Raw genomic sequence first — 13,164 nt, 5'->3', positions numbered from 1 at the left:
GCACCGAGGCGGACTGCCGGACGTCGGCATCGAAGAGAGGTCCGCGACCGACGATCCCGTGGAGATCCGGCGCGGTCAGCAGGAGCGGAGTGTCTGACGCTGGCGCCCCAGGCCCTCGATCTCGATCTCCATCACGTCACCGGGCCGCAGATATGGGAAGCGGCCGGACAGGGCGACGCCCTGTGGGGTGCCGGTGTTGATGACGTCCCCGGGGTCCAGGACCATGTACTGGCTCAGGTCGTAGACCAACTGGGCGACGGAGAAGATCATGTCCGCGGTGCGGGAGTCCTGCCGCGGTTCGCCGTTCACGAAGGAGCGCAGTCGCAGGTCCTGGACGTCGGGGACCTCGTCGGCCGGGACGAGGTAGGGGCCGAGTGGGTTGAACGTGGCGCAGGACTTGCCCTTGGACCACTGGCCGCCGGAGTGCTCCAGCTGGAAGTCGCGCTCGGACACGTCGTTGGAGACGGCGTACCCGGCCACGTATTCCAGGGCCTGCTCGGGGGAGTCCAGGTAGTGCGCCGTCCGGCCGATGACGACGGCGAGTTCGACTTCCCAGTCGGTCTTGGCGGAGCCGCGGGGGATTTCCACCTCGTCGTGCGGGCCGACCACCGTGTTCGGGGGTTTGAGGAAGATGATCGGGCGGGCGGGCGGCTCGCTGCCGGACTCCGCCGCGTGCGCCGCGTAGTTCTGCCCGATGCAGACCACCGCGCCGGGCCGGGCGACGGGCGGCCCGAAGCGCAGTCCCTCGGCCTCCAGCACGGGCAGCGTGCCCTCGGTCAGGGCCCGGCGGGTGCGGGTGATGCCGTCCGCGGCGAGGAAGGCGCCGTCGATGTCGGGGGTGAGGGGGGAGAGGTCCCGGGTGACGCCCCGGTCGTCGATGACGGCGGGGCGTTCCCGCCCGGGGTCTCCGAGCCGTACGAGTTTCATGTGCCGTTTTCCTTGGTCGAGGGCCGGGTCGGGCCGTGGCCGCCGCTCGGATCCGCTGCCGACCGGGCGTGGAGGGGCGTGGGTGGTCGCGCCGTCGTGACGAGGCACTGTCCGCCCTCGTCCGCGCGCGAGTGTGTGCCGTGACGGCGCCGTCGCGGCGGCCGGCGCTCCGGTGCTTGCCGGCTCAGTATCGGTGTACGGCACCACTTTTTGTCAATGCACTAACTAGACTGTCAACCCATTGACAACTAGGGTGTGTCGGCATGAGTACTCGGGACGGATCCGTATGGGCCAGTGCCGCACCGGCACCGGCCGTGCTGCGGGCGGGCGCGATCCTCGACGCGCTGGCGGACGCCCGCGGCAGTGCGCTGTCGCCCGCCCAACTGGCCGCCGCCGCGGGCGGCATACCGCGCGCTTCCGTCGTCAACATCTGCGCGGCCCTGCACGAAAGGGAACTGGTCCGGCCCGTGGACGGAGGCTTCGCCCTGGGCCCGGGCCTGCTGCGGCTGGCCCAGTCCTACCTGGACGCCCTCGATCCGGTACACGCCTTCCGGGAGCAGGTGAGCCGCCTGGGCGACCGGGAGGAGACGCTGCAACTGGCCACCATGGACGGCACGGACGTCGTCTACCTGGCGGTGCACGAGGGCACCGTCCTGATGCGCCTCACCAGCAGGGCGGGCGCGAGGCTCCCGGTCACCTGCACGGCGCTCGGCAAGGCCATGCTGGCCGGCCTCGAAGACACCGGCGTGCGGGAACTGCTGGCGGACCGCGAGCCGTTCGAGGCCCGCACGCCCTGGTCGATCACGACCCTCGACGCGCTGCTCGCGGACGTGCGCGAGGCGCGCGCGGCCGGTCACGCCGTCGACGACCAGGAGACCGCCGAGGGCATCGTCTGCGTCGCGGCGGCCGTGCCCGGACCGCCGACGGGCGGCCGCCCCTTCGCCGTCAGCTCCTCGCTGCTCAAGTCCCAGGCCACGCCCGAGCGGGTGGCGGCCCTCGCGGCACTCATCAAAGGCGTCGTACGACGGATGGGCGGAGCGGTCTGACCGCCAAAGCCTTCGGTGCGACCGCCGCGACGGCTCTCTTCGTGCTGCTCTACGCCACCGACTGCGGCTGCCCGTGACGCTGCCGGAAGGCCCGGGCAGGACAGTGTCGTCGGTCACGGCGGGACCGCATCGTTTCCTCCGATCGAGGCGACGACGTTCCACTTCCGAACCCCGATATTCTGAGCGCACGTTGAACCGACCTGCTGTCCGAGCTGGTACGACGCGACGGGCAGGGCCGGCATACGTCCGCCTCACACTATGTCCGAAGGGTGTGGACGTGTGTGACAGTGAGTCAAGCCGACGTGAACTTGGCCATCCACTGACAGGTATGCCGTTGTTTTCCCCTAACATTGGTTTCCCGATCAGCCGTTCGTGTGCCGGTCGGGTGGATTCCGCCTGTCCGACGGACAGTTCCGCCGACGGCTGTCGGTTCCGCGACCTCTCCCACCTGCCCGGCGCGCCGGGCAGGTGAGCCATCGAATCGAGTTCAGGAAGGCGGGGCCTCATGGCGACACCCGACGGAGGGCAGGGCGGTTTCAGGGGCTCGGACGGTGTCCTGTACAAAACGACACCGGAGGATCTGAAGGCCAAGGCCCTGGACATCCGCACGACCGAACAGATCGTGCAGGCCGAACTCGATGCCCTCAAGAGCTACGTCGTCGCGATGGAGGCGAACTGGCAGGGCGTCGCGTCGAACACCTTCCAGGAACTGATGAGGGAGTGGGACGTCTACGCGGCACAGCTCCAGAACGCGCTGCTCGCCATCGCGGGCGGCCTGGACTCCAGCGCCGACAACTACCTCGGCTCCGAGCACTCGAACCTGGCGAACCTCAACAACGTGTCACTTCCGAAGGCCAACCTGTCCTGATCCCGGCCTGCGTCCGCACCTCCGTTCGCTGCTCACACCCTCCGAGGAAGGAATCGCGATGCCCGATATCGAAAGTGTGCCGATCTATGTCGGCCAGGGCCTGGAGACCGCCGGCCAGGACATCAACGCCGCGGCCCAGCACATCATGGGCGAGCTGCACGCCCTGAAGAGCCGGATCCAGTCGCTGATCGACACCTGGAACGCCCAGTCGGCGACCGACTACCAACTGCGCATGCACGAGTGGGACATGGCCGCGGTGGGCCTCTTCGGCAGCGAGGAGGACGACGGCGTGCTCGGCGAGATCGCCCACGTCATGCGGGTGAACTGGGGCAACTACGTCGGTGCCGAGGAGGCCAACATCAGGACCTGGAACTCGGTGCACTGACCCCGCCGCCCCTCGACAGGCCCCGGCTACGCGTGACAAGGAAGACATCCAGTGGAGAATGAACGCTGTCATGTGACCGTGGTGGGAGCACGGCGGCGGGTCGATCTCGCGGTGCCCGCGGACGCGGCCATCGCCGAGTACACCCCGGCCCTGCTCACGCTCGTGGGGCAGGTGGAACTGGACGAGACGTTCCCCCCGGTGTGGTCGCTGGCCCTGCTCGGCGCCCCGCCCCTCGCGCCCGAAGCCTCGCTGCGGGAGGCGGGCGTCGCGGACGGCGCCACGCTCTACCTCCGGGACGTGGCCGCGGGCGAGTTCGACGAGCCTGTGGTCACCGACCTGGAGGAGTCCGTCGAGAAGACCCGCGACGGTGTCACCGCCTGGGGCCGACGGGTCCGCGCCTACACCACACTGGTCCTGGCCGTCCTGGGCCTCATCGCGGCCTTCGTGGTAATGGCGTGGTCGGGTTCCGCGGACTCATACCGTCCCGGCACCGGGATCGGCGCGATGGTCGTTGCGTTCGCCCTGACCCTGCTGGCCTGGCACTCCACCCGCCAGAGCTGGTCGCTCTCGCTGGGCCTGAGGCTGACGATGGCGCACGCGGGAGTACCCTTGCTCGCCACGTCCGCCGCCTGCCTGCCGGTGGCGAGCGCGAGCACCTCCGGCCTGCTCCTGGCCCTGAGCGTGGGTGCCCTGGTCGGAGCCCTCGCCGGGCTGCTGGCGATCCGTCACGTGACGACGTTGATGGCCGTGGCGATCACCGGCATCACCCTGGTGCTGACCACCGCTCTCACCCTCGGCCGCACCTCGCTGCTGGAGTCGGCGGCCGTGGTGTCCGTGACCACCATGGGCGTGCTCGCCGCCGCACCCAAGGCGGCCGGGCACTTCGCGGTGCTGGCGGGGTCGCGGGCGGGCGGCACGGACCCCTACGCCGATGAGGCGGACGTCCTGCGGCTGGTGAAGCGAGGGCAGCGCGTGCTCATCAGCACGAACGTACTCGGCTCGGCCGTCGCCGCGGCGTGCCTGGTGATCCTGGGCTCGGCGGACCACGCCTTCGCGCTCGCGCTCACCGCCTGCCTCGGCCTGGCGCTGATCCTGCGGGCGGGGCGGCTGACGATGGCGCCCGCCGTCGTCCCGATGGTGGCAGCCGGGACGCTCGGCCTGGCCGTGGCACTGGTCCGGGCCCCGGGCAACTTCGGGGCACCGGCGTGGACCGGGCCCGTCGCCCTGCTGGGCGCGGCCGTGCCGGCGCTGGCGTTCGGCCTCGGCCGCGCGTTCCGCGCCGACTCGGACGAGGAGCGGCCGACCTGGATCGACACACTCGCCGGGTTCTTCCTGCTGGCCTCCGTGCCGGTCGCCGTCGGAGTCTTCGGCGTCTACACCTCGCTGCTGCAGTCGGGACAGACGCCGTGAGGGGCCCCGAGGCCGGAGCGGTGCGGCGGTGAAACGCAACGCCCTCAGGGTGGCGGACCGGGGCTGGGGCACACATCGCACCGTCACGGCCGCCGTTCGCGCGGCCGGTGAGGGCGCGGTCATCCACGTCCAGCCCGGGGACTACCGCGAATCCGTGGTGCTGGACCGCGACATCACCCTGATCGCCGAGAAGGGCCCGGGGACGGTGCGCGTCGTTGCCGCCCACGGACCCGCGATCACGGTGCGGGGCGGTACCTGCGAGCTACGTGATCTGACGGTCGAGGGCACCGCCGACCGAGAGCCCTCCGTGCTCGTCCGCGGCGGCCGGGCCGTCCTCGACCACTGCGCCGTCTCCGGGGGGCGCGTCGAGATCGGCCGCGGAGCCGCCGAACTGCGCACCTGCACCATCGAGAACGCCGAGGGCTCCGGTGTCCTCGTCACCGGCACCGCTCAGGTCGTCCTGGAAGAGTGTGTGATCCGCTCCACGGCGGGGCACGGCCTGACACTCAGTGATGCCGCCCGCGCGGAGGTGCGGCACACCACGGTCGAACGTGTCACCGGTTGCGGCATCGTGCTGACCGGCGAGTCGCAGGGCACCTTCGACGCCTGCACGGTCCGCCACGTCGGCGACGCCGGTCTGCTGGCGCAGACCCGGTCGCGCCCGCTCCTGCGGGACTGCCGGCTGCACGACGTCAGGACGCAAGGCGTACGCGCCGCCGACGGCGCCACCGCCGCGGCCGTCACCCCCGCGGCCGAAGAGGGGGAGCACGCCGCAGCGGCCGAGCGCGGGGCGCCCCGCACCAGGCTGGAGACGTGCGAGATCTTCCGCACCGGCAGCGAGGGCGTCCTGGCGGGCGACGCGGCCCGGCTGCGGATGGACGACTGCCAGATACGGGAGACCGGCGGCGCGGGCGTCATCGCCGCGGGCACCGGACGCGTCGAGATGGACCGCGTCCGCGTCGTCGACGTACCCGGCACCGGCCTGGCCGTCGTGGAGGACGCGGAACTTCGGGTGCGCGGCGGCACGGTGGCCCGGACCGGGGCCAACGGCGTGCACGCCACGGACCGGTGCACCGTACGGCTCACCGAGTGCGAGATCTCCACGACGGCCTACACCGCGCTGCACATCGCCGGCAACGTCCGCGCCGAACTGCGCTCCTGCACCGTCCGGGACAGCGCCCAGCACGCCGTGCGCGTCGAGGGCGCGGCCGACTTCACCGCCGAGGACACCCGCATCGAACGAGCCCGGATGACGGGCGTGGACGTCAAGGACGCCGACGCCGTCCTGCGCGCGCTCGTCGTCGCCGACACGGACACCGGCATCCGTCTGGACAGCCGGCACCGGCCGCTGCTGGCCGACTGCGAGGTGCTGCGGCCCGCCAGGACCGGCGTCGAGATCGCGGCGGACAGCAGCGCCCTGCTGGTGGGCGGCCGGATCGAGGGATCGGGATCGGCCGGCGTCTTTCTCGACGAACGCAGTGAGGCCTGGATCGAGGACCTCACCATCTCGGACGCCCGGGGCAGCGGCCTGGTGATCTGGGCCGGAGCCCGGCCCCGCGTCCGCTCGGTCACGATCGCGGGCACCACCAAGAACGGCGTGTACGCGGGCGACGGGTCCGAGGGTCTGCTGGAGGACTGCACGATCTCCGCCACCGGCTATCCGGCGGTGTACGTGGGGTCCAAGGCGTCCCCCCTTCTGCGCCGCTGCCTGGTGCAGGACACGGATGAGGACCTGTCCCAGGCCGACGACGCGGCGGCCCGGTTCGAGCAGTGCCGCACCAGCGGTGTCACGGCCTCCACCCTGCCCACGGCCGACGAGGACGACGGCACCGGACCGGCCCGCGCGGCGGGCACCGCGGGCGTACCCGCGACCGGCCCCGGCACGGCATCCGGCACGGCGGTCGCCGTCCGGGAAGGACCGGGCGAGGACCGGTTGCCGGAGCTGCTGGCCGAACTGGGCGATCTGGTGGGCCTGGAGAGCGTCAAGCGCGAGGTGGAGTCCATGGCCAAGCTGATGCAGTTGGTCAAACGGCGTCAGGAGGCGGGCCTGCAACCGCCGCCGCTGAGCCGCCACCTGGTCTTCGCGGGGAACCCGGGCACGGGGAAGACGACGGTGGCGCGACTCTACGGACGGTTGCTGGCCGCTCTCGGACTGCTGACCGACGGGCACCTGGTGGAGGCCGACCGCGGCGCCCTGGTGGGGGAGTACGTCGGCCACACCGCGCCCCGCACCACCGCCGTCTTCAAACGGGCGCTGGGCGGCGTGCTGTTCATCGACGAGGCCTACTCCCTGGTGCCGGCCGGGCAGAGCACGGACTTCGGGCAGGAGGCGATCTCCACCCTGGTGAAGCTGATGGAGGACCACCGCGACGACGTGGTGGTGATCGCGGCCGGATACCCGCAGGACATGGAGCGCCTGATCGACTCCAACCCCGGCCTGGCCTCGCGCTTCACCCGGACCCTGCGCTTCGACGACTACTCGTCGCAGGACCTCGTGCGGATCGTGGAGCACCAGGCGGCCCGGCACGAGTACCGGATCGGCGAGGACACGGCCGCGGCGCTGCTGGACCACTTCGCCTCGATCGCCCGGACCGAGCGCTTCGGCAACGGGCGCACCGCCCGCCAGGTGTTCCAGCAGATGACCGAACAGCACGCCATGCGGGTGGCCGACCTGTCCGACCCGGACGCCGACGACCTCATGGTGCTGCTGCCGGCCGACGTCCCCGCGGCGGTGTCCTGATGGCGGGCCGTGGTGTGTCCGCCCGACACGCCGGTGCCGGGCGGTACACCGTGTGTTGTTCAGCTCGTCACGGGACCCGGAGGCTCCGGGAAGTGCGAGGCACGGTCGAGACGGGAGTAGGACTGACCCGAGCTGTTGATGAGCGCGATGTAGTTGCCCAGCAGCGCGAGGGCGTTGGCCTGCAGGGCCAGTGCCTTCTGCATGGCCGGGTTGATGTGGGCGGCGAACTCCTCACCGATCTCGGCGACGATGCGCGCATCGTTGTCGTTGGTCTCCTGCACCGTCGGGCTCCAGCCGGTGCCGCCGGGCGTCGTGGGGCCGTAGGAGCCCGAGGAGATGGCCGGCTTCGGCTTGGCCAGCGCCCAGAACTGCGAGTGCACGGCGGTGTCGACCCTGGCCCGCAGGGTCTCGTAGTTGTTGACCGCGCTGCGCCCCTGGGCCAGCAGGGTGGTCTCGGTCGCCCGGACGGTGGTCGCGTCGAACAGGATCGGGCCGCTGTCGGCCACGTCGGTCGCCGATTCGCCGCCCGACCCGCCGCTCGGGTCCTGGTTGAAGCTGGGCGGTGTCTCCCAGCCCACCGACATGCCGGGGACGAGGTGACCGAGCTCCTTCCCCTTGTCCGGATCTTCGACGGCTCCGCCGCCCTCGCCGCCCGGGGCGGGTTCGTTCTGGGGATTGGGCATTCGCTGCTCCCATGTGAGCGTCCGCCGGCGACAGACAGCCGGCCTTCTGGTCGGACGACGCCGACCCTCGCAATGTTGTCACACCGAACTCCGGCGGTGAAAGCGTCGGAGCCCATGCCCTGGAGGCCGCCCGGCTTCCGTGTGCCGTGGACGGCGGTCAAGGTTCAAGGAGTGTCAGTCATGTCAACACCGGCCGGAAACAACAGTGGTTCGGACGGCGAGGGTTCGGGCGGTCACGGGGGCGGCATGTCTCCGGAGGAGTTCCGGGTCGCGCTCGGCGAACTCAGGCGGGCGATCGGCGCGGTGCGCGGCGAGAGCGAACACATCGCGGGACTGATCGGCCAGGTGGAGGCCCGCTTCGAGGCGGCGCAGACCCACTGGCAGAGCCCCGCGGCCGCGACCGCCGAGGTGATGACCAGTTGGTTCGCCAGGGCCTCGCACGATCTGGAGGAACTGCTGCGCGAGATGGCGCACCGCATGGAGACCGCCTACGACAACTACGCCTCCGCCGAACAGGCCAACACCACCAACTCCGGAGGCTGACGATGCCCGAGAGCGCGAACTACGACGCCGTGACGATAAAGATCGATCCGCCGGCACTCGGCACGGAGGGCACCACACTCGCGTCGCTCGCCGGCGAGATCGGTGAGTCGATCATGCGTGTCAACAACATCGCCGCCGGGCTGAGACTCGGCTGGGTCGCCCCGAGCGCCACGGAGGCCCAGGAATTCGGCGACCGATGGACGCGTGTGATGACGGAGATGTTCGGCCAGGAGGGCGGCCGACTCGGCGTCCTTCCCGCCATCGCCGGAGGAATACTCGGCGCGGCCGTGGGCTTCAGCCATCTTGAGAACGAACTGTGGTGGGCCTTCACCAACTTCTCCAACGAAATGGCTGTCCCCACCGGTGACGGCGGCGGGCCCTCGGACCACCTCGGACCCGAATTCCCCTTCACTCAGGACTTCCCGAACCAATGACCAGGACAAGCTTCCACCGCCCGGCCAGGACGTTTCCGCCCTCGGTCCCGGAGCAGCAGGTCTCGCTGGCCGCGCCACCGCAGAAGGCCGCGCAGAATCAGGCGCAGACCTGGCTCTACATGCTGCTTCCGCTGCTCAGCAGCATCAGCATGGCCGCCTACATGGTCACCTTCGGGCGACCTTGGATGATCATGCTGGGCATCGGCTTCGTCGTCGTCTCCATCGGCGTGACGGTCGTCGTCAGGACCCAGACCAAGAACGCCGGCCGGCGCACCCAGTACCGGCAGCGCGACCGGTACGTCGAGTACCTGGGGGACGTCCGGAACCAGGCCCGCGAGTCGGCGGCGGCGCAGCGCGCGGTCAGCGCCTTCGTCCACCCGAGCCCCAGGCGCCTGTGGGCGATCGCCACCACCGGCCCGCGCCGGGTGTGGGAACGCAGGCCCGCCGACGCCGACTTCATGAAGCTCCGGCTCGGCATCGGCCGCGGCGCCCCAGCGATGCGCATCGCACTGAGCCGGCACAGCGACCCCACGACGGAACACGACCAGGACGCCCGCCGCCGGGCCGAGAAGCTGTCCCGCGACTTCGAGACCGTCGGACTCCAGCCCGCCTGGGTCGACCTCGCGGGTACCGGTGTCCTGAGCCTGCTCGGCCCCGAGGAGCGCACCGCCGAGCTGACCGGATCGCTGCTGCTGCAACTCGCCGTGCTGCACGCCCCCGACGACGTGCAGATCGCGGCCCTCGTCCAGGACGAGGACCGCTCCTGGGCTTGGGCGAAGTGGCTGCCGCACGCCCGTCGGCCCGGCCGGGGCGACTCGGTGCCCATGATCGCGCTGAGCATGGACGGTCTCGCCGACATCCTCCAGACCCACGTCGACCGGGTGCGTGAAGAGCGCGCCGAGCGCGCCGGCTCGCTCGGGATACGCCGCGAGCCCAGGACCGTACGGCATCTGGTGGTCGTCCTCGACGGCTTCCGGCCCGACGCGGACTGGGCCGGGCTGCCCCTGGTGTCCGACCTGCTGGCGGAGGCGGGCCCGGACAGCGGCCTGCACGTGGTGTGCGTGGTCGCCAAGGAGAGCGAGGAGCCCAGCCGGGTCGACGCCCGCGCCCGGGTGGACGCCGAGGGCGCTCTCACCCTGGAAACACGTCACCCCGCGCTGGTGCAGACCGCCGAGGACGCGGTCGCCGACGTGTGCCCGCCTCCGCTCGGCGAGCAGACGGCCCGCGCGTTGGCCCCGCTGAGGCTGTCCGGCGAACAGGAACAGGTCCTCGCGCGTACCGTCGCCCTGCCCGAGATGCTGGGCGTGTCTGATCTCGGCGCGTTCGACCCCACCGCGCTGTGGCGCGAGCCCGACGACGAGGCGCTGCTGCGGCTGCCGATCGGCTTCACCGGTGACGGCTCTCCGCTGGTGCTGGACCTCAAGGAGTCCGCACAGGGCGGCATCGGCCCGCACGGCCTGGTCGTGGGCGCCACCGGCTCCGGCAAGAGCGAACTGCTGCGCACCCTGGTGACGGGCCTGACCATGACCCACGCGCCCGAACACCTGAGCTTCGTCCTGGTCGACTTCAAGGGCGGCGCCACCTTCGCCGGCGTGACCGAACTCCCGCACGTGGCAGGTCTGATCACCAACCTCGCCGACGACCTGGCCATGGTCGACCGGGTCCGCACCGCCCTCCAGGGCGAGCAGCAGCGCCGTCAGCGGATGCTGCGGGCGGCCGGCAACGTGGACTCGGTGCGCGAGTACCAGATCCTCCGGGCGAATGGCGGCACCGACGAGGACGGCAGGCCGCTGGAGCCGATGCCGTACCTGATGATCGTCGTCGACGAGTTCGGTGAACTCCTCACCCAGCGCCCCGACTTCATCGAGCTGTTCGTGCAGATCGGACGAGTCGGCCGAAGCCTCGGCATGCACCTGCTGCTGGCCACCCAGCGGCTGGACGAGGGAAGGCTGCGCGGGCTGGAGTCACATCTGTCGTACCGCGTGTGCCTGCGCACCTTCAGCGCCCAGGAGAGCCGGGCCGTGATCGGGACCACCGACGCCTACCGGCTGCCCTCGATCCCGGGCTCCGCCTACCTCAAGGTCGACGAGTCGGTCTACGAACGCTTCCGCGTCGCCCACATCTCCGGCGCCTACGAGGAGGCCGACGAACATGTGACGCAGACCGGACCGCCCGCGGTGCCCGTCCCCTTCGGCCTGCGCACCGCCGAGGACGCCCGGGAGGAGGAGGGCGAAGAGACCGAGCCCTCGGCCTCCCCGCCTCGCACGCTGCCCGGTCGGCGCACCGAGATGCAGGTCGTCGTCGAGCAGGTGAAGGTGCACGGCGGCCCCGTGCACCAGGTGTGGCTGCCGCCCCTGCCCCCGACGATCGAACTCGACTCGGTACTCGCCCCGCTGGAGACCGACGACGAGCGGGGACACCACTCCCTGCTGTGGCCCCAGGGCGGCGGACTCACCTTCCCGGTCGGCGTGGTGGACCTCCCCGCCCGCCAGGAACAGCGCGCGCTGCTCCTCGACCTGTCCGGCCAGCAGGGGCACCTCATCCTGGTCGGCGCTCCCCAGTCCGGCAAGAGCACCCTGCTGCGCTCCCTCATGCTCAGCGCCATGCTCACCCACACCCCGGAGGAACTCCAGTTCACGGGCATCGACTTCGGCGGTGGCAGCCTCATCGGCCTGGAGAACGCACCGCACGTGTCGGGCATCACCACCCGGCACGACGAGGCGCGCACCCGGCGCGCCCTCGCGGTGGTCCGCCGACTGGTCGACGAACGCGAACGGCTCTTCCAGGAACTGCGCGTCGACTCCGCGGCGGACTTCCGCCGACTCCGCGACGAGAACACCCTGCCCCCCGGGGTCAACGCCGCCGACGTCGTCCTCGTCGTGGACAACTGGAGCGCGCTGCGCGCCACCGTGGAGGAGGCCGAGGCGATCGTCCCCGACATCGCCGTACGCGGCCTCAACGTGGGCGTGCACCTGGTACTCACCGCCAACCGCTGGGCGGAACTGCGAGCCAACCTGCGCGACACCATCACCGGACGCCTGGAGCTGCGGCTGGCCGAGCCCGCGGAGTCGGAGATCTCCCGGCCGCTGGCCAAACAGGTGCGTGCCTTCGTCCCGGGGCGCGGCCTCACGGCACCGGGCAGCTTCTTCCAGGCAGTGCTGCCCCGCCTGGACGGCGCCGCGTCCGTCGACAACCTGACCAAGGCACAGGAGACCGCGGTCGCGGATCTCGCCACCGCCTGGAAGGGCGCCGTGGCCCCGCCGCTGCGCGTGCTGGCCGACGTGGTGACGCCCAAGGACCTGGCGCAGGCCGTGGAAACCCTCCCCGGAGGCGCCGAGGCGCTGCCTGCGGGCGCCGTGCCGATCGGCATCGGGGAACTCGACCTGGCCCCCGCGGTCATCGACCTGGAGACGGACGGGCCGCACTTCCTGGTCTACGGCGACTCAGGATCGGGCAAGACGTCGTTCCTCCGGTCCTGGATGCGGCAGACGGCCGCCCGCCGGTCGCCCTGGGACGTGCGGTTCATCGTCGTCGACTACCGGCGCGGACTGCTGGGCGCCGTACCCGACGACTACATGGGCGCGGTCGCCGGCGACCCGGACACCGCCACCGCGTACCTCGGGCAGGTCGTGGAGAAGCTGAAGGAGCGCATGCCGCCCCCCGGCATCACCCCGCGCCAGCTCAAGGAACGCGACTGGTGGGCCGGGCCCGAGCTGTACCTGGTCGTGGACGACTACGACCTCGTAGCCCCCGCCGGGGCGGGCGGACGCGGGCCGCTGGCCGCGATCGGCGACTACGTGACCCAGGCCGCCGAGATCGGCTTCCACGTGGTGCTGGCCCGCCGCAGCGGCGGGCTGTCCCGCTCCCTCTCCGACCCGGTCGGCGGACGCATCCGTGAACTGGGAGCCGACGGGCTGCTGTTCTCGGGCGACCCCCGCGAGGGGTCCGTCCTGCACGACCAGCGGGCCCGGCGCCTCCCGCCCGGCCGCGGCCTCCTCGTCTCCCGCCGTGCCGGCGCCGCCCTGCTGCAGACCGTCTACGACCCGGCCGACGACTAGCAGGTGCGCGGGGTCCACGGCCCCGCGCACCACCGAGACCGACACGCGAACCTCTTGACCGGACCGCGGT

Annotated in this window: 10 protein-coding genes; 8 read left to right on the top strand and 2 right to left on the bottom strand. The window is 71.6% G+C overall.

The genetic code is table 11. The annotated features are described in order from the left end of the window. Positions 1-75 precede the first annotated feature (75 nt). Entirely contained in the window at positions 76-927 is an 852-nt protein-coding gene (locus tag ACGH52_RS00970) for a fumarylacetoacetate hydrolase family protein (RefSeq protein ID WP_399936799.1), read from the bottom strand. 263 nt (positions 928-1,190) lie between these two features. On the opposite strand from ACGH52_RS00970, the gene ACGH52_RS00965 reads away from it, so the two are divergent. From ACGH52_RS00965 to ACGH52_RS00945, 5 genes are all read left to right on the top strand, one after another. After that, positions 1,191-1,973, top strand: a complete 783-nt coding sequence (locus ACGH52_RS00965; protein WP_399936797.1) for an IclR family transcriptional regulator — start codon at positions 1,191-1,193, stop codon at positions 1,971-1,973. 505 nt (positions 1,974-2,478) lie between these two features. Next, positions 2,479-2,841, top strand: coding sequence for a WXG100 family type VII secretion target (locus tag ACGH52_RS00960; protein ID WP_104630818.1), 363 nt, complete (start codon positions 2,479-2,481; stop codon positions 2,839-2,841). 58 nt (positions 2,842-2,899) lie between these two features. Next, positions 2,900-3,226 carry a WXG100 family type VII secretion target gene (locus ACGH52_RS00955; protein ID WP_109030543.1) on the top strand — a complete coding sequence of 109 codons (327 nt, stop codon included), beginning with the start codon at positions 2,900-2,902 and terminating at the stop codon, positions 3,224-3,226. A 51-nt stretch (positions 3,227-3,277) separates the two neighbouring features. Further along, positions 3,278-4,636 (top strand): type VII secretion integral membrane protein EccD, encoded by a 1,359-nt coding sequence (eccD, locus tag ACGH52_RS00950; protein ID WP_399936795.1) that lies wholly within the window; start codon positions 3,278-3,280, stop codon positions 4,634-4,636. Between the two features lie 28 nt (positions 4,637-4,664). Continuing rightward, complete coding sequence (locus ACGH52_RS00945) at positions 4,665-7,376, top strand: right-handed parallel beta-helix repeat-containing protein (RefSeq protein WP_399936793.1); 2,712 nt, start codon at positions 4,665-4,667, stop codon at positions 7,374-7,376. A gap of 59 nt (positions 7,377-7,435) precedes the next feature. Here the strand turns inward: ACGH52_RS00945 and ACGH52_RS00940 are convergent, their stop codons facing one another. Continuing rightward, complete coding sequence (locus ACGH52_RS00940; RefSeq protein ID WP_399936792.1) at positions 7,436-8,059, bottom strand: hypothetical protein; 624 nt, start codon at positions 8,057-8,059, stop codon at positions 7,436-7,438. Positions 8,060-8,239: 180 nt separating this feature from the next. On the opposite strand from ACGH52_RS00940, the gene ACGH52_RS00935 reads away from it, so the two are divergent. The 3 genes from ACGH52_RS00935 to eccCa are packed head-to-tail and all read left to right on the top strand — an operon-like array spanning position 8,240 to position 13,094. After that, entirely contained in the window at positions 8,240-8,602 is a 363-nt protein-coding gene (locus ACGH52_RS00935) for a WXG100 family type VII secretion target (protein WP_399936790.1), read from the top strand. Between the two features lie 2 nt (positions 8,603-8,604). Continuing rightward, the gene (locus ACGH52_RS00930; RefSeq protein ID WP_399936788.1) at positions 8,605-9,036 is read left to right on the top strand and encodes a hypothetical protein; all 432 of its coding nucleotides are present in this window, start codon (positions 8,605-8,607) and stop codon (positions 9,034-9,036) included. Continuing rightward, on the top strand, positions 9,033-13,094 hold the full coding sequence (gene eccCa / locus ACGH52_RS00925; protein ID WP_399936786.1) for a type VII secretion protein EccCa: 4,062 nt from the start codon (positions 9,033-9,035) through the stop codon (positions 13,092-13,094). Before ACGH52_RS00930 ends, eccCa begins: the two co-directional genes overlap by 4 nt. Positions 13,095-13,164 lie beyond the last annotated feature (70 nt).

The sequence above is a fragment of the Streptomyces sp. BBFR25 genome (assembly GCF_044590125.1).
Lineage (GTDB): Bacteria > Actinomycetota > Actinomycetes > Streptomycetales > Streptomycetaceae > Streptomyces > Streptomyces canus_D.
Note: the sequence above shows the minus strand (reverse complement) of the source record. Positions and strands in the feature narration are given on the sequence as shown.

Excerpts from the sequence above, each read along its gene's own strand:
- ACGH52_RS00970 (WP_399936799.1), bottom strand. The coding sequence starts at position 927 with ATGAAACTCGTACGGCTCGGAGACCCCGGGCGGGAACGCCCCGCCGTC.
- ACGH52_RS00965 (WP_399936797.1), top strand. The coding sequence starts at position 1,191 with ATGAGTACTCGGGACGGATCCGTATGGGCCAGTGCCGCACCGGCACCG.
- ACGH52_RS00960 (WP_104630818.1), top strand. The coding sequence starts at position 2,479 with ATGGCGACACCCGACGGAGGGCAGGGCGGTTTCAGGGGCTCGGACGGT.
- ACGH52_RS00955 (WP_109030543.1), top strand. The coding sequence starts at position 2,900 with ATGCCCGATATCGAAAGTGTGCCGATCTATGTCGGCCAGGGCCTGGAG.
- ACGH52_RS00940 (WP_399936792.1), bottom strand. The coding sequence starts at position 8,059 with ATGCCCAATCCCCAGAACGAACCCGCCCCGGGCGGCGAGGGCGGCGGA.
- ACGH52_RS00935 (WP_399936790.1), top strand. The coding sequence starts at position 8,240 with ATGTCAACACCGGCCGGAAACAACAGTGGTTCGGACGGCGAGGGTTCG.
- ACGH52_RS00930 (WP_399936788.1), top strand. The coding sequence starts at position 8,605 with ATGCCCGAGAGCGCGAACTACGACGCCGTGACGATAAAGATCGATCCG.
- eccCa (WP_399936786.1), top strand. The coding sequence starts at position 9,033 with ATGACCAGGACAAGCTTCCACCGCCCGGCCAGGACGTTTCCGCCCTCG.